This is a genomic window from Bacteroides sp. AF20-13LB, assembly GCF_003603065.1.
In the GTDB taxonomy this organism is placed as follows: domain Bacteria; phylum Bacteroidota; class Bacteroidia; order Bacteroidales; family Bacteroidaceae; genus Bacteroides; species Bacteroides uniformis.
This window is the reverse complement of record NZ_QTMH01000018.1, coordinates 53742-73956: the sequence shown is the minus strand read 5'-3', so window position 1 is coordinate 73956 and position 20215 is coordinate 53742. Positions and strand designations below refer to the sequence as shown.

The 20215-nt window shown below is 47.1% G+C and carries 15 protein-coding genes and 4 tRNA genes; 17 read left to right on the top strand and 2 right to left on the bottom strand.

Translation table 11 applies throughout. The features are described 5' to 3' along the window. The first annotated feature begins 4 nt into the window (after window positions 1–4). Entirely contained in the window at window positions 5–1531 is a 1527-nt protein-coding gene (gene gltX / locus DWX62_RS19115; RefSeq protein ID WP_005825740.1) for a glutamate--tRNA ligase, read from the top strand. Between the two features lie 31 nt (window positions 1532–1562). Next, complete coding sequence (locus DWX62_RS19110) at window positions 1563–2783, top strand: glycosyltransferase N-terminal domain-containing protein (protein ID WP_005825739.1); 1221 nt, start codon at window positions 1563–1565, stop codon at window positions 2781–2783. A gap of 92 nt (window positions 2784–2875) precedes the next feature. On the opposite strand, the gene DWX62_RS19105 is transcribed toward DWX62_RS19110, so the two are convergent. Next, window positions 2876–3388: a gamma carbonic anhydrase family protein gene (locus DWX62_RS19105; protein WP_005825738.1), complete on the bottom strand. Its 513-nt coding sequence runs from the start codon at window positions 3386–3388 to the stop codon at window positions 2876–2878. Window positions 3389–3392: 4 nt separating this feature from the next. Further along, entirely contained in the window at window positions 3393–5186 is a 1794-nt protein-coding gene (locus DWX62_RS19100) for an aminopeptidase P family protein (protein WP_120173089.1), read from the bottom strand. Between the two features lie 279 nt (window positions 5187–5465). Here DWX62_RS19100 and rpsU point away from each other — a divergent pair, with 279 nt between their 5' ends. The 15 genes from rpsU to rpoC all read left to right on the top strand — a co-directional run bounded on the left by rpsU (window position 5466) and on the right by rpoC (window position 20033). Continuing rightward, window positions 5466–5657: a 30S ribosomal protein S21 gene (gene rpsU, locus DWX62_RS19095; protein WP_005825735.1), complete on the top strand. Its 192-nt coding sequence runs from the start codon at window positions 5466–5468 to the stop codon at window positions 5655–5657. A 73-nt stretch (window positions 5658–5730) separates the two neighbouring features. Further along, a complete protein-coding gene (locus DWX62_RS19090; protein WP_005825733.1) occupies window positions 5731–6615 on the top strand; it encodes a tyrosine recombinase XerC in 885 nt (294 codons plus the stop codon). A gap of 18 nt (window positions 6616–6633) precedes the next feature. Continuing rightward, the gene (raiA, locus tag DWX62_RS19085; RefSeq protein WP_005825731.1) at window positions 6634–6933 is read left to right on the top strand and encodes a ribosome-associated translation inhibitor RaiA; all 300 of its coding nucleotides are present in this window, start codon (window positions 6634–6636) and stop codon (window positions 6931–6933) included. Between the two features lie 93 nt (window positions 6934–7026). Beyond that, window positions 7027–7100, top strand: a tRNA-Thr gene (locus tag DWX62_RS19080). Window positions 7101–7224: 124 nt separating this feature from the next. Then, a tRNA-Tyr gene (locus DWX62_RS19075) sits at window positions 7225–7307 on the top strand. Between the two features lie 17 nt (window positions 7308–7324). Beyond that, a tRNA-Thr gene (locus tag DWX62_RS19070) sits at window positions 7325–7396 on the top strand. A 50-nt stretch (window positions 7397–7446) separates the two neighbouring features. Then, complete coding sequence (gene tuf / locus DWX62_RS19065) at window positions 7447–8631, top strand: elongation factor Tu (RefSeq protein ID WP_005825727.1); 1185 nt, start codon at window positions 7447–7449, stop codon at window positions 8629–8631. A gap of 56 nt (window positions 8632–8687) precedes the next feature. Next, window positions 8688–8760, top strand: a tRNA-Trp gene (locus DWX62_RS19060). Between the two features lie 215 nt (window positions 8761–8975). Continuing rightward, window positions 8976–9518, top strand: coding sequence for a transcription termination/antitermination protein NusG (gene nusG, locus DWX62_RS19050; RefSeq protein ID WP_005825724.1), 543 nt, complete (start codon window positions 8976–8978; stop codon window positions 9516–9518). Window positions 9519–9577: 59 nt separating this feature from the next. Then, window positions 9578–10021 (top strand): 50S ribosomal protein L11, encoded by a 444-nt coding sequence (gene rplK, locus DWX62_RS19045; protein WP_005825722.1) that lies wholly within the window; start codon window positions 9578–9580, stop codon window positions 10019–10021. Window positions 10022–10036: 15 nt separating this feature from the next. Next, window positions 10037–10735, top strand: coding sequence for a 50S ribosomal protein L1 (gene rplA, locus DWX62_RS19040; RefSeq protein ID WP_005825721.1), 699 nt, complete (start codon window positions 10037–10039; stop codon window positions 10733–10735). Between the two features lie 15 nt (window positions 10736–10750). Further along, entirely contained in the window at window positions 10751–11272 is a 522-nt protein-coding gene (gene rplJ / locus DWX62_RS19035) for a 50S ribosomal protein L10 (RefSeq protein WP_005825719.1), read from the top strand. Between the two features lie 61 nt (window positions 11273–11333). Then, window positions 11334–11711 (top strand): 50S ribosomal protein L7/L12, encoded by a 378-nt coding sequence (gene rplL / locus DWX62_RS19030; protein ID WP_004291279.1) that lies wholly within the window; start codon window positions 11334–11336, stop codon window positions 11709–11711. Between the two features lie 105 nt (window positions 11712–11816). Further along, a complete protein-coding gene (gene rpoB, locus DWX62_RS19025) occupies window positions 11817–15629 on the top strand; it encodes a DNA-directed RNA polymerase subunit beta (protein WP_005825717.1) in 3813 nt (1270 codons plus the stop codon). Between the two features lie 108 nt (window positions 15630–15737). Continuing rightward, window positions 15738–20033: a DNA-directed RNA polymerase subunit beta' gene (gene rpoC / locus DWX62_RS19020; RefSeq protein WP_008661873.1), complete on the top strand. Its 4296-nt coding sequence runs from the start codon at window positions 15738–15740 to the stop codon at window positions 20031–20033. The last annotated feature ends 182 nt before the right edge of the window (window positions 20034–20215 follow it).

The window sequence follows — 20215 nt, the reverse complement described above, 5'->3', positions numbered from 1 at the left end:
GATTATGACAGAAAGAAAGGTCAGAGTCCGTTTTGCCCCGAGTCCTACGGGGGCGTTGCACATCGGCGGTGTGCGTACAGCTTTATACAATTATCTCTTTGCGCGTCAGCATGGAGGAGATTTTATATTTCGTATTGAAGATACTGATTCCAACCGGTTTGTACCGGGTGCGGAAGAATATATCCTGGAGTCTTTCAAATGGTTGGGCATCCCGTTTGACGAGGGCGTGAGTTTCGGTGGAGACCATGGCCCGTACCGTCAGTCGGAACGTCGGGAAATATACAAGAAGTATGTTCAGATTCTGCTGGAGGCCGGAAAAGCCTACATCGCTTTCGATACTCCTGAGGAGCTGGAAGCAAAGCGTGCGGAGATTGCGAATTTCCAGTACGATGCTTCTACCCGCATGCAGATGCGCAATTCACTGACCCTTCCTAAAGAAGAGGTAGACGCGCTGATTGCTGCCGGTAAGCAGTACGTGGTGCGTTTCAAGATAGAGCCGAACGAAGATGTGCATGTGAACGACCTGATTCGTGGGGAAGTAGTGATAAACTCTTCCATTCTTGATGACAAGGTTCTTTATAAATCGGCAGATGAACTTCCTACTTACCATCTGGCCAATATTGTGGACGACCATTTGATGGAAGTGTCCCATGTGATACGCGGTGAGGAATGGTTGCCTTCCGCGCCGTTGCATGTATTGCTCTACCGTGCCTTTGGGTGGGAGGATACCATGCCTGCCTTTGCGCATTTGCCCTTGTTGCTGAAGCCCGAGGGTAACGGCAAATTGAGTAAGCGTGACGGCGACCGTCTGGGCTTCCCGGTTTTCCCGTTGGAGTGGCATGACCCCAAGTCGGGAGATGTTTCTTCAGGCTACCGGGAATCTGGTTATCTGCCCGAAGCGGTCATTAATTTCCTGGCTCTGTTGGGCTGGAATCCGGGCAATGACCAGGAACTGATGTCTATGGATGAATTGGTGAAATTGTTTGATTTGAGCCATTGCAGCAAGTCGGGTGCCAAATTCGACTATAAGAAAGGTATCTGGTTCAACCATGAGTACATCATGATGAAACCGGATGCGGAGATAGCTTGTCTTTTCAGACCGGTGCTGGAGTCCAACGGCATAGACGCCTCCAACTATAGCGACGAGTTCCTTACGAAAGTGGTTTCACTGGTGAAGGGACGCGTCAACTTCGTAAAGGAACTGTGGGACCAGACCCGTTTTTTCTTCGTAGCCCCCACGGAATATGCGGCAAAGGATGTGAAGAAGCGTTGGTCGGAAGATACTCCCCGCATCATGACCGAATTGATGGATGTGTTGCGCGGCATCGGGGATTTCTCCTCCAAGCCTTCCGAAGATATTGTGATTGGTTGGATTACTGAGCGTGGCTATCACATGGGAAATGTGATGAATGCCTTCCGCTTGTCAGTGGTGGGCGAGTGTAAAGGCCCGCACATGTTCGACATTGCCGAGCTGATTGGCAAGGAAGAGACGTTGGCCCGTATACAGCGTGCTGTTGATGCTTTAAAGTGAATAAATCTTCTTCATCCTTAATCCATATAGTATGCTATATGACTTGGCAATAGCCATCTACGATATTCTGGTGCATCTGGCTGCTCCATTTAGCCGTAAGCCCCGAAAAATGATGAAGGGACACTGGGTGGTCTATGAACTTCTCCGGCAGCAGTTGGAGAAGGACGTGCGCTATATATGGTTCCATGCCGCTTCTTTGGGGGAGTTCGAGCAGGGACGGCCGTTGATTGAGAAAATTCGTGCCAAATATCCGGATTACGGTATTCTGCTGACTTTCTTCTCGCCGTCGGGCTATGAGGTCCGCAAGAATTATAGGGGGGCAGACGTTGTCTGTTACTTGCCTTTCGACAAGTCCCGCAATGTGAAGAAGTTCCTGGATATCGTGAATCCCTGCATGGCATTCTTCATCAAGTACGAGTTCTGGAAGAACTATCTGGACGAACTGCACAAGCGCCGTATTCCGGTGTACAGCATTTCTTCCATTTTCCGCCGCGGACAAGTATTCTTCAAGTGGTATGGCGGTACGTACAGACATGTGCTGCGCGACTTCGACCATTTGTTTGTGCAGAATGAACGCTCCAAACGCTATCTGGCGAAGATAGGTATCAGCCGTGTCACGGTGGTGGGGGATACCCGTTTTGACCGTGTGCTGCAGATTCGTGAGGAGGCCAAACATCTGCCTTTGGTGGAGCTTTTCAAGAACAACACGATGACTTTCGTGGCAGGAAGCTCCTGGCAGCCGGACGAGGATTTGTTTATTGAATACTTTAACCAGCATCCAGAGGTGAAGTTGGTTATCGCTCCGCACGTTATCGACGAAAACCATCTGGTAGAGATTATCCGTAAACTGAAACGCCCCTACGTGCGCTATACCCGTGCCGACGAGAAGAATGTCCGTAAGGCCGACTGCCTGATTATCGACTGCTTCGGGTTGCTCTCTTCCATCTACCGCTATGGCGAGATTGCCTATATCGGAGGTGGTTTCGGGGTGGGAATCCACAATACCCTTGAGGCTGCAGTTTATGGCATTCCGGTGATTTTCGGACCGAAGTATCAGAAATTCCAGGAGGCCATCCAGTTGCTGGAGGCAAAAGGCGCTTTCTCGGTGAAGGATTATGAGGAACTGAAAACTTTGCTCGACCGTATGCTGACAGATGAAGTCTTTTTGCGCGAATCAGGCATGAATGCAAGCAATTATGTGACCGGCAACGCCGGTGCAACGGATAAGATAATGAGTATGATAAACTTTTAGAAAAGTAAAGAGTGATAAAAGCGATAGGGCGGTAAAGGTGATGGAATGGCATCCCTTTATCGCCCTGCCTTTTTGGGGCGCCTTGTCTCCCTTTATTTGTACCAGTCGGAATACATCAGATAGTTGTGTGCAATCTTCTGGTTCAGCTCCTTGGCCTGCTCCGGATCTACTTTCTTGATGAACTTGGCGGGGACTCCTCCCCAGATGCTTCCCGGCTCGATGACCGTATTGCTCAATACCAGGGAACCAGCGGCGACAATAGCCCCTTCGCCCACTACTGCGTGGTCAAGGATGGTGGAACCCATCCCTACCAAAGCATAGTCCTTGATAGTGGCTCCGTGGATGGTCACGTTGTGCCCCACGGATACGTGGTCTCCTATCTCTATGGTCGATTTCTCGTACAAGGTGTGGAGCACGCTTCCATCCTGGATGTTTACTCCGTTCCCTATGCGGATTGAGTTTACGTCACCCCGCAGCACGGTGCTGAACCAGATGCTGCAATCCCGTCCCGTCTTGACGTCGCCAATGACAACCGCATTGTCCGCCAAAAAACAATTCTCCCCGATTTCGGGAGTGAATCCTCTTACTGATTTTATTAATGCCATTTTTTTAGTGATTAGTGGTTAGGTTACTGCATGCTTCCTTCAGCCATTCCCGTTCTCCTTCGTTCAGGCTTGGCGAAAGTGCCTCGTATACATGCTGGTGATAGTTGTCCAGCCATGCCGTTTCCTCTGCCGTCAGCATCTCTTTGATGATACCTTTCTTGCAGATGGGGCAGAGGGTAATGGTTTCGAACTTCAGGTAATTTCCGAACATGCCTTCACCGTCCTTCACGGTCAGCACCAGGTTTTCCGTGCGTATTCCATGGCTTCCGGCTTTATAAACGCCCGGTTCGTTGGAAGTGACCATTCCCGGCCGTAGGGTTACCGGATTCTCATTCATGCGGATGCTTTGCGGACCTTCGTGCACATTGAGGAAATGGCCTACGCCGTGCCCGGTACCATGCAGGAAGTTCATGTGGTATTGCCATATCGGCATGCGGGCCAGTACATCCAGTTGCGCTCCTCGCGTACCTTCCGGGAAGACAGCCATGGCGAGGTCGATATGTCCTTTCAGTATCAGGGTGTAGTCCGTCTTCTCTTCTTCGGTCAGTTTCCCCAGTGCGATGGTGCGGGTGATGTCGGTAGTGCCGTCCAGGTATTGCGCACCCGAGTCCAGCAGCAGGAATCCCTCGGGTTTCAGTGGCACGTCCGTTGCCGGAGTGGCTTCGTAGTGTACGATGGCTCCATGTTCCTTGTACCCGGCAATGGTGTCGAAGCTTTCTCCCATGTAGAGTGGCTGTGCGGCACGGAATTCGTGCAGTTTCTTGTCTACGCTGATTTCTGTCTCGTTGCCTGCGGGAACGGCCTCCTCCAGCCATTTCAGGAACTTCACCAGTGCCACTCCGTCGCGTTGCATGGCTGCGTGGATGCCGGCTATTTCCCGGTCATTGCGGACCGCTTTCAGCAAGGCTATCGGTGAGCGCTCGTCAAGTACCCGGCAGGAAGGGGGGAGGGCGGAATAAACGGCATAATTCGTCTTTCCCATGTCGAGCATGATGCTGCCGTCCGGTATTCTTGTCACAAAGGATTCGGTGTCCCCATAAGCATGGATGGTGACGCCGGCTTCTTCCAGATAGGCTGAAAGCTCTTCCGTTACTTTCTCGGGCTGGATGAAAAAGTGTGTTTCTTGTTCGTTGATTATCAGGTAGCTTACTACTACGGGGTTGCAATGCACATCGTTGCCGCGTATATTGAGTGTCCATGCTATCTCGTCCAATGCCGACACCAATAATACGTCCGCTTCACTCTTTTTCATCTCCCGGCGGATAGCAGCCAGTTTGTCCGGACAGCTTTTCCCGGCGTATTTCATCTCGTGGATAAAGGCGGGTGCTTCGGGCATGGGAGGGCGGTCTGTCCATATCTCATTCATCGGGTCGGCAATGCTCTTTACGGTGATGTCGTTTTTTGCCAGATCCTCTTGCAGGGCTATGGCTTGTGTGGTGGAAAATACCTTTCCGTCTATACCTACAACTGAATTTGCTGTAAGGTTCTCCCGCAGGAAATCGAGGAGGCTGGGCGTTTCGGGTAGCATTTCCTTGTATAAGTCGATGCCGCTGCCTTCCAGCTGCTGCTCGGCTTGGAGAAAATAGCGGGAATCTGTCCACAGTCCCGCCTTGTCGCTGGTGATCACCGCCGTGCCTGCCGAACCGGTGAAGCCTGATATCCATTCTCTTGATTTCCAGTACGGTGCTACGTATTCGCTTAGGTGCGGGTCGGTACTGGGGATAATGAAAGCGTCTATGCCTTCTCTTTTTAACAATGCCCGTAGAGCATCTATACGTTGATTGATTGTCTGAGCCATATTTTTATAAATGTAATTAAGTAGGCGTGTAAATGAGTTTATAATCTCTCCATTCTCTGCTTTCAAAGTTACACATTCTCTTTTAAAAATGTGCTATGCTTCACGGATTTTAGCGGATTGGCTCAATAAAAACATCTTTCCCTTTGCTCATTCGTTTGATAATTAGGAATCATGGGTAATTTTTTTGCAGAAAGTTTTGTGAATAAAGAAAGTATGTGTAATTTTGCCGCTCAATTTAATCGTGAGATTTTTAAACCATTAACATTTAATTAAAAGAAAATGATTGTAGTACCTGTAAAAGAAGGCGAAAACATTGAAAAAGCGCTGAAGAAATTCAAAAGAAAGTTTGAAAAAACTGGCACAGTTAAGGAATTGAGACGCAGACAACAATTTGATAAACCGTCTGTGACTAAAAGACTTAAGAAAGAACGTGCTGTTTACGTTCAACAACTTCAGCAAGTAGAAGATTAATAATTCGTAAATTCCTTTGAATTATTGAATTCTTTTTCATACATTCGTTGCATGATTTTAGATATGTAGCGATATGTTGTTGACAGATTCTTTTCTTGACTATCTTCTGCACGAGCGGAACTATTCCAAAGGTACGGTTGAGTACTATCGGGCAGATATTCTTGAACTGCAGAGGTTTGGAGAAGAAATGTTGGGAGACTTGACTCCATTGGATGTAGATGCGGAACTTGTTCGTGAATGGATTGCTTCCTTGATGGACAAAGGACTTGCTTCTAATACGATAAACCGAAAGCTGAGTTCTGTCCGGACATACTATAAATTCCTTTTGAGGAGAGGCAAGGTCGCGGTAGATCCGTTGCGGAAAGTGACGGGGCCCAAGAAGAAAAAACCGCTTCCGGTATTTCTGAGAGAGGGTGAGATGAATAGGTTACTGGATGATATGGACTTTGGTGAAGGTTTTGAAGGGTGTCGCGACCATATGATTATTGAAATGTTTTATGCTACCGGCATGCGACTTTCAGAATTGATAGGGTTGGATGATAAGGATGTCGATTTTTCGGCTTCTCTCGTTAAAGTGACGGGAAAACGGAATAAACAACGTCTTATACCTTTCGATGAGGAGCTGGGACGCTCGATGCGAGAATATGTCAATGTGCGGAATGAAGCTGTCCCGGTTCGCTCGGATGCTTTTTTTGTCCGGAAGAATGGAAAGAGGCTTTACCGCGGTATCGTAGCATGCCTTGTGAAACGAAACCTTTCGAAGGTAGTGACTGTAAAAAAAAGAAGTCCCCACGTGCTGAGGCACACCTTTGCAACGGCTATGCTGAACAATGGTGCTGATTTAGGCTCGATAAAAGAACTCCTCGGACACGAGAGTCTGGCGACAACGGAAGTTTATACGCATACTACTTTTGAAGAGCTTAAAAAAGTGTATAATCAGGCTCATCCCCGAGCCTAAAGTAAAAAGGAGGTAAGTATGGAAGTAAGAATTCAATCGATTCACTTTGATGCGTCAGAGCAATTGCAGTCTTTCGTTCAAAAGAAAGTTGCTAAGTTGGAGAAATTTTACGACGATATAAAGAAAGTAGAGGTGTCATTAAAGGTAGTAAAACCAGAAACAGCCGAAAATAAAGAAGCCGGAGTGAAAGTATTGGTTCCCAATGGCGAGTTTTATGCAAACAAGGTTTGTGATACGTTTGAAGAAGCAGTGGATTTATGCCTGGAAGCTTTGGAAAAACAGCTGGTTAAGTACAAGGAAAAGCAACGGAGCAAATAATTTTCCGCTAAAATTTTGCGGGTAAAAAATAAATGCCTAAATTTGCAGCCGTTTCGCTCACACTATGAACGTTACGGTTGCATTTTTTAGCTTGCCTCTTTAGCTCAGTTGGCCAGAGCACGTGATTTGTAATCTCGGGGTCGTTGGTTCGAATCCGACAAGAGGCTCGCTCAAGGATGAGTGGAATGAGTCTTTCTTCACGAGGTGGAGATGATATGAGAACGGAAATCGTCCGGGTAAAGTTCACTCTGCGATGATTTAGTAAGGAAAAGAGTTCTTTTTGTAATGTAGGGGCAAATACCAGAGTGGCCAAATGGGGCAGACTGTAAATCTGCTGGCTTACGCCTTCGGTGGTTCGAATCCATCTTTGCCCACAACTCTTATTCTCCTTGCTGTTATAGCTCAGCGGTAGAGCACTTCCTTGGTAAGGAAGAGGTCCCGGGTTCAAGTCCCGGTAACAGCTCACAAAGATGTAAAAGCTGATTATTAATCAAATAAATAACAAGTAAAGCTATGGCTAAAGAGAAATTCGAACGTACCAAACCGCACGTAAACATTGGTACAATTGGTCACGTTGACCACGGTAAAACCACGTTGACAGCTGCTATCACTACAGTGTTGGCAAAGAAAGGTCTTTCTGAATTGCGTTCTTTCGATTCTATCGATAACGCTCCTGAAGAAAAGGAAAGAGGTATCACTATCAACACTTCTCACGTAGAGTATGAAACAGCTAACCGTCACTACGCTCACGTAGACTGCCCGGGTCACGCCGACTACGTAAAGAACATGGTAACTGGTGCTGCTCAGATGGACGGTGCTATCATCGTAGTTGCTGCTACTGATGGTCCGATGCCTCAGACTCGTGAGCATATCTTGCTGGCTCGTCAGGTAAACGTACCGAGACTGGTTGTATTCATGAACAAGTGTGACATGGTAGACGACGCTGAAATGTTGGAACTCGTTGAAATGGAAATGCGTGAACTGCTTTCAGCCTACGAATTCGACGGCGACAACACTCCGTTCATTCAGGGTTCTGCTCTTGGTGCGTTGAATGGCGTTGAAAAGTGGGAAGAGAAGGTTATGGAGCTGATGGATGCTTGCGACACTTGGATTCCTCTGCCTCCGCGTGATATTGACAAACCGTTCTTGATGCCGGTTGAAGACGTATTCTCAATCACTGGTCGTGGTACTGTAGCTACTGGTCGTATCGAAGCTGGTGTTATCCATGTAGGTGACGAAGTTGAAATCCTCGGTTTGGGTGAAGACAAGAAGTCTGTTGTAACTGGTGTTGAAATGTTCCGCAAGTTGCTGGATCAAGGTGAAGCTGGTGACAACGTAGGTCTGTTGCTCCGTGGTATCGACAAGAACGAAATCAAACGTGGTATGGTTCTTTGTAAGCCCGGTCAGATTAAACCTCACTCTAAGTTCAAAGCTTCTATCTACGTTTTGAAGAAAGAAGAAGGTGGTCGTCACACTCCGTTCCACAACAAATACCGTCCTCAGTTCTATCTGCGTACTATGGACTGTACAGGTGAAATCACTCTTCCGGAAGGAACTGAAATGGTAATGCCTGGTGATAACGTAGAAATCACTGTAGAACTGATCTACCCGGTAGCATTGAACGTAGGTTTGCGTTTCGCTATCCGTGAAGGTGGTCGTACAGTAGGTTCTGGTCAGATTACTGAAATTCTTGACTAATAACCAATATAATCTTAATCAGTTCCCGGTATACATCGGGAACTGATTATGTACAAACGGGAGTAGCTCAGTTGGTAGAGCACCGGTCTCCAAAACCGGGTGTCGGGAGTTCGAGCCTCTCCTCCCGTGCTAATATTTTTGAAATGAAGAAGATTGTAGCTTATTTTAAAGAAACTTACGACGAACTTGTTCATAAAGTGTCGTGGCCTACGTATTCTGAACTTACTAACAGTGCAGTAGTTGTTTTATATGCTTCCCTACTAATTGCAGTGGTAGTATTTGCGATGGACTTCTGTTTCCAGCATCTGATGGAATTTGTTTATCCACATTAAAAGTAAGGAGAAATGTCTGAGATTGAAAAGAAATGGTACGTTTTGCGTGCTATTAGCGGAAAAGAAGCTAAGGTAAAGGAATACCTTGAAGCTGATATTAAAAACAGCGACCTTGGTGATTACGTATCTCAGGTATTGATTCCTACCGAAAAGGTATATCAGGTTCGCAATGGTAAGAAAATTGTGAAAGAGAGAAGTTATCTCCCTGGTTACGTTTTGGTGGAGGCTGCTCTGGTGGGTGAGGTTGCTCATCATCTGAGAAATACTCCTAATGTGATAGGGTTCTTGGGTGGTTCGGAAAAACCCGTACCTCTGAGACAGTCGGAAGTGAATCGTATACTTGGTACGGTCGACGAATTGCAGGAATCAGGTGAAGACTTGAGTATCCCGTATGTAGTCGGCGAGACTGTAAAGGTGAATTACGGTCCGTTCAGTGGATTCAGTGGAATCATTGAAGAAGTGAACACCGAGAAGAAGAAACTGAAGGTCATGGTCAAGATATTCGGACGGAAGACTCCGCTCGAATTGGGCTTTATGCAAGTTGAAAAAGAATAGTGCAGGTGTTACGCTGTAGTATTCTTCATTAATGTTTATATATATAAATCAATTAGAAAATGGCTAAAGAAGTTGCTGGACTAATCAAATTACAGATTAAAGGAGGCGCGGCAAATCCATCACCCCCAGTAGGACCTGCATTGGGTTCCAAGGGTATCAATATCATGGAGTTTTGCAAGCAATTCAACGCCAGAACCCAAGACAAAGCAGGAAAGATTCTTCCTGTGATTATCACTTACTACGCAGACAAGTCTTTCGATTTTGTAATCAAGACTCCTCCCGTGGCTATCCAGTTGTTGGAAGTGACGAAGCAAAAGAGTGGTTCTGCTGAGCCTAACCGTAAGAAAGTTGCCGAGATTACTTGGGAACAGGTTCGTACGATTGCTCAGGACAAAATGGTTGACTTGAACTGTTTCACTGTAGAAGCTGCCATGAAAATGGTTGCCGGTACAGCTAGAAGTATGGGTATCGCTGTAAAAGGGGAGTTCCCGGTTAATAATTAATAAACTTCAATTAGAATGGGTAAACTGACAAAAAATCAAAAGTTGGCTGCAGAAAAAATTGAAGCAGGGAAAGCATACTCTCTCAAGGAAGCTGCTCAGTTGGTAAAGGAAATCACTTATACCAAGTTTGACGCTTCTCTGGATATCGACGTACGTTTGGGCGTTGACCCGCGTAAGGCCAACCAGATGGTGAGAGGTGTTGTATCACTTCCTCACGGTACTGGTAAGGTTGTACGCGTTTTGGTGCTTTGTACACCAGATGCTGAAGCTGCTGCAAAAGAAGCCGGAGCTGACTATGTTGGTCTTGACGAATATATTGAAAAGATCAAAGGTGGATGGACTGATATTGATGTGATTATCACTATGCCGTCCATCATGGGTAAGATTGGTGCACTCGGTCGTGTGCTCGGTCCTCGTGGATTGATGCCTAACCCCAAGAGTGGCACTGTAACTATGGATGTTGCTAAAGCTGTAAGAGAAGTAAAACAAGGCAAAATCGACTTTAAGGTTGACAAGAGCGGTATTGTTCATACTTCTATCGGTAAAGTTTCATTTAGCGCTGAGCAAATTCGCGACAATGCGAAAGAATTCATCTCTACTTTGAATAAATTGAAACCGACTGCAGCCAAGGGTACATATATTAAGAGTATTTATCTTTCTAGCACGATGAGTGCGGGCATCAAGATTGACCCGAAAACAGTAGAAGAAATCTAATAAAACGGAGTAATAATGAGAAAGGAAGATAAAAGTACGATTATTGAGCAGATTGCTGCTACAGTGAAGGAATACGGTCACTTCTATTTGGTGGATACCACTGCCATGAATGCTGCTACAACCAGCATGTTGAGAAGAGAATGTTTCAAGGCTGACATCAAATTGATGGTAGTTAAGAATACATTGCTTCACAAGGCATTGGAGAGCCTGGAAGAAGACTTTTCTCCGCTTTATGGTTCTCTGAAAGGTACAACTGCCGTAATGTTCAGCAACGTTGCTAACGCTCCGGCCAAGTTGATTAAAGATAAGGCTAAGAACGGTATTCCCGGACTGAAGGCTGCATATGCAGAAGAAAGCTTCTATGTTGGTGCTGACCAGTTGGATGCTCTCGTAAGTATCAAGAGTAAGAATGAAGTTATTGCCGATATCGTTGCATTGCTGCAGTCACCGGCCAAGAATGTTATTTCTGCTCTGCAATCAGGTGGTAACACCCTCCACGGAGTTCTCAAGACTCTTGGTGAACGTCCCGAAGCGTAAATTTCGGAAAAAGAATTATATCAATTTATTTAGTATTTAAACAATTAAAAATCATACAAAAATGGCAGATTTGAAAGCTTTTGCAGAACAATTAGTTAACTTGACAGTAAAAGAAGTTAATGAACTTGCAACAATCCTGAAAGAAGAATATGGTATTGAACCTGCTGCTGCAGCTGTAGCTGTTGCTGCTGGTCCTGCAGCCGGTGGTGCTGCTGCCGCAGAAGAAAAGACTTCTTTCGACGTAGTATTGAAGAGCGCTGGCTCAGCTAAACTTCAGGTAGTTAAAGCCGTTAAGGAAGCTTGCGGTCTTGGCTTGAAGGAAGCTAAGGACATGGTAGACGGTGCTCCTAGCGTAGTAAAAGAAGGTTTGGCTAAGGACGAAGCAGAATCATTGAAGAAAACATTGGAAGAAGCTGGAGCTGAAGTTGAACTTAAATAACATTAGCCTGTAAATCAGGTAATTCGGTTAGGAACCCTTCGTGAAAAGGGTTCTTAACCTTTTTGTGTATATATTTAAAATTAAGTTCTACAAATCCATTAACAGATGTCTTCAAATACTGTAAATCAAAGAGTTAATTTTGCTTCGACTAAGAATCCGCTTGAATATCCGGATTTTCTGGAAGTACAATTGAAGTCATTCAAAGACTTTCTACAACTGGACACCCCACCCGAGAAACGTAAGAACGAGGGACTGTATAAAGTATTTGCTGAAAACTTCCCCATTGCCGATACAAGAAATAATTTTGTTCTTGAGTTTTTGGACTACTATATTGATCCGCCGCGCTATACCATTGATGAATGTATAGAGCGAGGGCTTACATATAGCGTGCCTTTGAAGGCAAAATTGAAATTATATTGTACCGACCCCGACCACGAAGATTTTGACACGGTCATTCAGGACGTGTTCCTCGGTCCTATTCCTTACATGACGGATAAGGCAACATTCGTCATCAACGGTGCGGAACGTGTGGTTGTATCCCAGCTTCACCGTTCACCGGGCGTATTCTTCGGACAGAGCGTACATGCCAACGGTACCAAGTTGTACTCAGCCCGTATCATCCCGTTCAAGGGTTCGTGGATTGAGTTTGCCACCGACATCAACAACGTCATGTATGCGTACATTGACCGTAAGAAGAAATTGCCGGTTACCACTTTGCTGAGAGCCATCGGATTTGAGAATGACAAGGACATTCTCGAGATTTTTAATTTGGCGGAAGACGTGAAGGTGAACAAGACGAACCTCAAGAAGATGGTGGGACGTAAGTTGGCCGCACGTGTGTTGAAAACATGGATTGAGGATTTTGTAGACGAAGATACCGGTGAAGTTGTTTCCATCGAGCGTAACGAAGTCGTTATTGACCGTGAAACTGTAATCGAGCCGGAACATGTTGACATTATATTAGAGTCGGGCGTTCAGAATATCCTCGTACACAAGGAAGAACCGAACCAGTCTGACTATTCTATCATATATAATACTCTGCAGAAGGATCCGAGTAACTCGGAAAAAGAAGCTGTACTCTACATCTACCGCCAGTTGCGTAATGCAGACCCTGCCGATGATGCCAGTGCACGCGAGGTTATCAATAACCTGTTCTTCTCAGAGAAGAGATATGACCTGGGTGATGTAGGCCGTTATCGTATCAACAGAAAGTTGAACTTGACGACCGATATGGACGTGCGTGTCCTTACCAAGGAAGATATTATCGAAATTATCAAATATCTCATCGAGTTGATTAACTCGAAAGCGGATGTGGACGATATCGACCACTTGAGCAACCGTCGTGTGCGTACAGTGGGCGAACAGTTGTCCAATCAGTTTGCCATCGGTCTGGCACGTATGTCGCGTACTATCCGCGAGCGTATGAACGTCCGTGACAATGAAGTCTTTACTCCGATTGACCTGATTAACGCCAAGACAATCTCTTCCGTTATCAATTCATTCTTTGGAACGAATGCTTTGTCACAGTTCATGGACCAGACCAACCCGCTGGCCGAGATTACTCACAAACGCCGTATGTCTGCCCTGGGTCCCGGCGGTCTGTCACGCGAGCGTGCAGGCTTCGAGGTTCGTGACGTACACTATACTCACTACGGACGTCTTTGTCCTATCGAGACTCCTGAAGGTCCGAACATCGGTTTGATTTCTTCACTCTGTGTGTTCGCGAAAATCAACGAGCTTGGCTTCATTGAAACTCCGTACCGCAAGGTGGCAGAGGGTAAGGTTGATCTTTCTGACGAAGGTTTGGTTTACCTCACCGCAGAAGAAGAGGAAGCCAAGATTATTGCTCAGGGTAATGCTCCTTTGAACGATGACGGTACTTTTGTACGTGATAAAGTAAAATCCCGTCAGGATGCCGACTATCCGGTGGTTCCTCCTTCCGAGGTGGAATTGATGGACGTATCTCCCCAGCAGATTGCTTCTATTGCGGCTTCTTTGATTCCGTTCTTGGAGCATGATGACGCCAACCGTGCATTGATGGGATCAAACATGATGCGCCAGGCTGTTCCTTTATTGAAGAGCGAAGCTCCGATTGTAGGTACCGGTATCGAACGCCAGCTGGCACGCGATTCTCGTACGCAGATTACTGCCGAGGGTGACGGTGTGGTTGAATTCGTGGATGCAACGACTATCCGTATTCTGTACGACCGTACGGAGGAGGAAGAGTTCGTAAGCTTCGAGCCTGCATTGAAAGAATATAATATCCCGAAGTGGCGCCGTACCAACCAGAATATGACGATTGACCTCCGTCCGATTTGCGAGAAGGGTCAGCGCGTGACTGCAGGTCAAATCCTGACGGAAGGTTATTCAACCGAAGACGGAGAACTTGCACTGGGTAAGAACCTGCTGGTTGCTTACATGCCGTGGAAGGGCTATAACTATGAGGATGCTATCGTACTGAATGAACGTGTGGTTCGTGAGGACCTTTTGACCTCTGTACACGTAGAAGAATATTCTTTGGAAGTTCGCGAAACGAAGCGTGGTATGGAAGAGTTGACCTCTGACATTCCTAACGTAAGTGAGGAAGCGACTAAAGACCTTGACGAAAACGGTATTGTTCGTGTGGGTGCCCGCATCGAACCGGGTGATATCCTTATCGGTAAGATTACTCCGAAGGGTGAATCGGATCCTTCTCCGGAAGAGAAACTGCTCCGTGCCATCTTCGGTGACAAGGCCGGTGATGTGAAGGATGCTTCTTTGAAAGCCTCTCCTTCTTTGAAGGGTGTTGTTATCGGTAAGCGTCTGTTCTCCCGTGTTGTCAAGACCCGCAGCTCCAAGCTGGCCGACAAGGCTCTGTTACCGAAGATTGACGATGAGTTCGACGCTAAGATTGGTGACCTCAAGAAAGTGTTGATAAACAAGCTGTTGAAGCTTACAGAAAATTATACATCGGAAGGTGTGAAGGATTACATGGGTGCCGACATTATTTCCAAAGGCGCCAGATTCTCTGCTTCCGACTTCAGCGATTTGGACTTCACCGCTGTTCAGTTGAGCAACTGGACGAAGGATGAACATACCAACGGACTGATTCGTGCATTGGTGATGAACTTCATCAAGAAGTACAAGGAACTCGATGCCGAGCTGAAACGCAAGAAGTTCGCCATCACTATCGGTGACGAGTTGCCCGCAGGTATCATTCAGATGGCCAAGGTATACATTGCCAAGAAACGTAAGATTGGTGTCGGTGACAAGATGGCCGGTCGTCACGGTAACAAGGGTATTGTTTCCCGTGTGGTACGCCAGGAAGACATGCCGTTCCTTGCTGACGGTACTCCGGTAGACATCGTGCTGAATCCGTTGGGTGTGCCTTCACGTATGAACATCGGTCAGATATTCGAGGCCGTTCTCGGGCGTGCCGGAAAAAACCTGGGCGTGAAGTTTGCCACTCCTATCTTTGACGGTGCATCTTTGGACGATTTGAACGAATGGACCGATAAGGCCGGCTTGCCTCGCTACGGCAAGACAACGCTGTATGATGGTGGTACCGGTGAAGCATTCGAGCAGCAGGCTACGGTAGGTGTGACTTACATGCTGAAGCTCGGTCACATGGTTGAAGACAAGATGCACGCACGTTCCATCGGTCCGTACTCACTCATTACGCAACAGCCGTTGGGTGGTAAGGCACAGTTCGGTGGTCAGCGTTTTGGAGAAATGGAAGTTTGGGCACTCGAAGCGTTCGGTGCCGCACACATTCTGCAGGAAATCCTGACTATCAAGTCTGATGACGTTGTAGGACGTTCCAAGGCTTATGAAGCAATCGTGAAGGGTGAACCGATGCCTGCTCCGGGTATCCCCGAGTCACTGAACGTATTGCTGCACGAGTTGAGAGGTTTGGGCTTGAGCATCAACTTAGAATAATGGATAATTGATAATTGAGAGTGGATAATGCAAGTTACCATTCTCAATTATCGGTTTTCAGTTTTTCAATTTCAATTTTCCATTGTCAATTATCAATTAAATAAATTTATGGCTTTTAGAAAAGATAACAAGATAAAGAGTAATTTCTCGAAAATCTCTATCGGTTTGGCTTCTCCTGAGGAAATCCTTGAGAATTCGAGTGGTGAAGTTTTAAAGCCTGAAACCATCAACTATCGTACGTATAAGCCCGAACGCGACGGATTGTTCTGCGAGCGCATCTTTGGTCCTATCAAGGATTACGAGTGCCATTGCGGTAAGTACAAGCGTATCCGTTACAAAGGCATCGTCTGCGACCGTTGTGGTGTGGAAGTGACTGAAAAGAAAGTGCGCCGTGAGCGTATGGGACACATCCAGCTCGTTGTGCCCGTGGCTCACATCTGGTACTTCCGTTCACTTCCCAACAAAATCGGTTACTTGTTGGGCTTGCCCACCAAGAAGCTGGATGCCATTATCTATTACGAGCGTTATGTTGTCATTCAGCCGGGTGTACTGTCCGATGAAGTGGCACAGTATGACTTGCTTGAAGAAGGAGAATACCTGGACTTGCTGGAAAAGTTGCCGAAAGACAACCAGTTCCTCGAAGATTCAGATCCCAATAAGTTCATTGCCAAGATGGGCGCGGAAGCTATCTACGATTTGCTGTCACGCCTCGACCTTGACTCTTTGTCTTACGAACTGCGTAACCGTGCCGGAAGCGATGCTTCACAGCAACGCAAGACCGAAGCTCTGAAACGTCTTCAGGTAGTTGAGTCGTTCCGTGCATCACGCGGACGCAACAAGCCCGAGTGGATGATTGTACGCATTGTACCGGTTATTCCACCCGAACTTCGTCCGTTGGTCCCATTGGATGGCGGCCGTTTCGCAACTTCTGACTTGAATGACCTTTACCGTCGTGTCATCATCCGTAACAACCGTCTGAAGAGATTGATTGAAATCAAAGCTCCTGAAGTGATTTTGCGTAATGAAAAACGTATGTTGCAGGAAGCTGTCGACTCTCTGTTTGATAACTCCCGTAAATCGAGTGCAGTGAAGACCGACGCTAACCGTCCGTTGAAGTCACTTTCCGACAGTTTGAAGGGTAAGCAAGGACGTTTCCGTCAGAACTTGTTGGGTAAGCGTGTCGACTATTCCGCACGTTCTGTAATCGTTGTAGGTCCGGAGCTGAAGATGGGCGAATGCGGTATCCCTAAACTGATGGCAGCCGAGCTTTACAAGCCGTTCATCATTCGTAAGCTCATTGAGCGTGGTATCGTGAAGACGGTAAAGAGCGCCAAGAAGATTGTAGACCGCAAGGAACCCGTTATCTGGGACATTTTGGAACACGTGATGAAGGGGCATCCGGTGCTGTTGAACCGTGCCCCGACACTTCACCGTCTGGGTATCCAGGCATTCCAGCCTAAAATGATTGAAGGTAAGGCAATCCAGCTGCACCCGTTGGCATGTACGGCGTTCAATGCCGACTTCGACGGTGACCAGATGGCCGTGCACTTGCCGTTGAGCAACGAAGCGATTCTGGAAGCACAGATGCTAATGCTCCAGTCACACAATATATTGAACCCTGCCAACGGTGCTCCTATCACTGTGCCTGCTCAGGATATGGTACTTGGTCTGTACTATATTACGAAGCTGCGCAAGGGTGCCAAGGGTGAAGGCCTGACATTCTACGGTCCTGAGGAAGCGCTGATTGCCTACAATGAAGGTAAGTGCGACATCCATGCTCCGGTAAGCGTAATAGTGAAAGACGTTGACGAGAATGGTAACATTGTGGACAAGATGATGCACGATACCTCCGTGGGCCGTGTCATTGTCAACGAAATTGTTCCGGCAGAAGCAGGATATATCAATACGATTATCTCCAAGAAGTCACTCCGAGACATCATCAGTCACGTAATCAAGGTGTGTGGTGTTGCCAAGGCAGCCGACTTCCTCGACGGAATCAAGAACCTCGGTTATTACATGGCCTTCAAGGGTGGTTTGTCGTTCAACTTGGGCGATATCATTATCCCGGAAGAGAAGGAAGCATTAGTACAGAAAGGTTATGATGAAGTAGAGCAGGTAATCAATAACTATAACATGGGTTTCATCACGAACAACGAGCGTTACAACCAGGTAATCGATATCTGGACGCACGTGAACTCTGAGTTGTCCAACATCCTGATGAAAACCATTTCAAGCGACGACCAGGGTTTCAACTCTGTATACATGATGCTGGATTCCGGTGCCCGTGGTTCTAAGGAACAGATTCGTCAGCTCTCCGGTATGCGTGGTTTGATGGCGAAGCCCCAGAAAGCAGGTGCCGAAGGCGGTCAGATTATCGAAAACCCGATTCTTTCTAACTTTAAGGAAGGTCTGTCCGTGTTGGAGTACTTTATCTCTACCCACGGTGCCCGTAAGGGTCTTGCCGATACCGCTTTGAAGACGGCCGATGCCGGATACCTGACCCGTCGTCTGGTTGACGTATCGCATGATGTGATTATTAATGAAGAAGACTGCGGCACGCTCCGCGGATTGGTTTGTACGGCACTGAAGAACAATGATGAAACCATTGCCACTCTGTATGAACGTATCCTGGGTCGTGTATCCGTACATGATATTGTTCATCCTACAACTGGCGAACTGATTGTGGCCGGCGGTGAGGAAATTACCGAGGACATTGCACAACGCATTGAAGACTCTCCAATCGAGAGCGTTGAAATCCGTTCTGTATTGACCTGCGAATCCAAGAAAGGTGTTTGTGCCAAGTGTTACGGACGTAACCTGGCTTCCAGCCGTATGGTTCAGAAGGGCGAGGCAGTCGGCGTAATCGCTGCACAGTCTATCGGTGAGCCGGGTACACAGTTGACACTGCGTACATTCCATGCCGGTGGTACGGCAGCCAATATTGCTGCCAACGCAAGCATCGTGGCCAAGAATCCTGCCCGTCTGGAATTCGAAGAACTCCGTACGGTAGACGTTATCGACGAAGCAGGCGAACCGGCAAAGGTAGTGGTAGGCCGTTTGGCCGAAGTGCGTTTCGTGGATGTCAACACAGGTATTGTGCTTTCCACTCATAATGTACCCTACGGTTCTACGCTCTATGCAGCCGATGGTGAAATGGTAGAGAAAGGCAAGATGATTGCCCGTTGGGACCCGTTCAACGCGGTTATCATTACCGAAGCTACCGGTAAGATTGAATTTGAAGGCGTTATTGAAAACGTGACTTATAAGGTAGAGTCTGATGAATCTACCGGTTTGCGCGAAATCATCATCATTGAGTCTAAGGATAAGACGAAGGTGCCTACCGCACACATCATGACAGAAGACGGCGAACTGATCCGTACATACAACTTGCCAGTAGGTGGCCACGTAGTGGTTGAAGACGGTCAGAAGGTAAAGGCCGGTGAAGTTATCGTGAAGATTCCGCGTGCCGTAGGTAAAGCGGGTGATATCACGGGTGGTCTTCCCCGTGTCACTGAGTTGTTCGAGGCACGTAACCCGTCTAATCCCGCTGTGGTTTCAGAAATCGACGGTGAGGTTACCATGGGTAAGGTGAAACGCGGTAATCGCGAAATCATCGTTACTTCCAAGACCGGTGAAGTGAAGAAGTACCTCGTACCGTTGTCCAAGCAGATTCTGGTTCAGGAGAACGACTATGTACGTGCCGGTACTCCGTTGTCTGACGGTGCTATCACACCTGCGGACATCCTGGCTATCAAAGGTCCTACGGCCGTGCAGGAATATATTGTGAACGAGGTTCAGGACGTTTACCGTCTGCAGGGTGTGAAGATTAATGATAAGCACTTTGAAATCATCGTTCGTCAGATGATGCGCAAGGTGGAAATCGACGAGCCAGGTGATACCCGCTTCCTGGAACAGCAAGTTGTTGACAAGATGGAATTCATGGAAGAGAACGACCGTATCTGGGGAAAGAAGGTGGTAGTGGATGCTGGAGATTCCCAGAGTCTGCAGGCTGGCCAGATTGTGACGGCCCGCAAGCTGCGTGACGAGAACTCCATGTTGAAACGCCGCGACTTGAAACCCGTGGAAGTGCGCGACGCTGTACCTGCGACTTCTACTCAGATTCTTCAAGGTATCACCCGTGCTGCATTGCAGACTTCAAGCTTCATGTCGGCTGCTTCCTTCCAGGAAACGACGAAGGTACTGAACGAGGCTGCCATCAACGGAAAGGTGGACCGTCTGGAAGGTATGAAGGAGAACGTAATTTGCGGTCACCTGATTCCTGCCGGTACCGGACAACGCGAGTTCGAGAAGATTATCGTTGGCTCCAAAGAAGAGTACGACCGTATGCTTGCCAACAAGAAGACGGTACTTGATTATGCTGTAGACGAGAAAGTAGAGGGATAGCCTTACAACGTCAATATAATTCTATTAAATAGAGAGGGAATATCCTATAAGAAGGAGTATTCCCTCTCTGTTTTATCTTTGCCTCTTCCTTCTGTACTGCAATGCTTCTGTATGTTTGTTACAGTGCTACTGCAAAACGGTTGCAGTGGCTTGCTCCTTTTTCAGAACGGATTATTATGTGT

Bases quoted from the DNA above. Each gene is read 5' to 3' on its own strand.
- gltX (WP_005825740.1), top strand. From the start codon at position 5: ATGACAGAAAGAAAGGTCAGAGTCCGTTTTGCCCCGAGTCCTACGGGG.
- DWX62_RS19110 (WP_005825739.1), top strand. From the start codon at position 1,563: ATGCTATATGACTTGGCAATAGCCATCTACGATATTCTGGTGCATCTG.
- DWX62_RS19105 (WP_005825738.1), bottom strand. From the start codon at position 3,388: ATGGCATTAATAAAATCAGTAAGAGGATTCACTCCCGAAATCGGGGAG.
- DWX62_RS19100 (WP_120173089.1), bottom strand. From the start codon at position 5,186: ATGGCTCAGACAATCAATCAACGTATAGATGCTCTACGGGCATTGTTA.
- rpsU (WP_005825735.1), top strand. From the start codon at position 5,466: ATGATTGTAGTACCTGTAAAAGAAGGCGAAAACATTGAAAAAGCGCTG.
- DWX62_RS19090 (WP_005825733.1), top strand. From the start codon at position 5,731: ATGTTGTTGACAGATTCTTTTCTTGACTATCTTCTGCACGAGCGGAAC.
- raiA (WP_005825731.1), top strand. From the start codon at position 6,634: ATGGAAGTAAGAATTCAATCGATTCACTTTGATGCGTCAGAGCAATTG.
- tuf (WP_005825727.1), top strand. From the start codon at position 7,447: ATGGCTAAAGAGAAATTCGAACGTACCAAACCGCACGTAAACATTGGT.
- nusG (WP_005825724.1), top strand. From the start codon at position 8,976: ATGTCTGAGATTGAAAAGAAATGGTACGTTTTGCGTGCTATTAGCGGA.
- rplK (WP_005825722.1), top strand. From the start codon at position 9,578: ATGGCTAAAGAAGTTGCTGGACTAATCAAATTACAGATTAAAGGAGGC.
- rplA (WP_005825721.1), top strand. From the start codon at position 10,037: ATGGGTAAACTGACAAAAAATCAAAAGTTGGCTGCAGAAAAAATTGAA.
- rplJ (WP_005825719.1), top strand. From the start codon at position 10,751: ATGAGAAAGGAAGATAAAAGTACGATTATTGAGCAGATTGCTGCTACA.
- rplL (WP_004291279.1), top strand. From the start codon at position 11,334: ATGGCAGATTTGAAAGCTTTTGCAGAACAATTAGTTAACTTGACAGTA.
- rpoB (WP_005825717.1), top strand. From the start codon at position 11,817: ATGTCTTCAAATACTGTAAATCAAAGAGTTAATTTTGCTTCGACTAAG.
- rpoC (WP_008661873.1), top strand. From the start codon at position 15,738: ATGGCTTTTAGAAAAGATAACAAGATAAAGAGTAATTTCTCGAAAATC.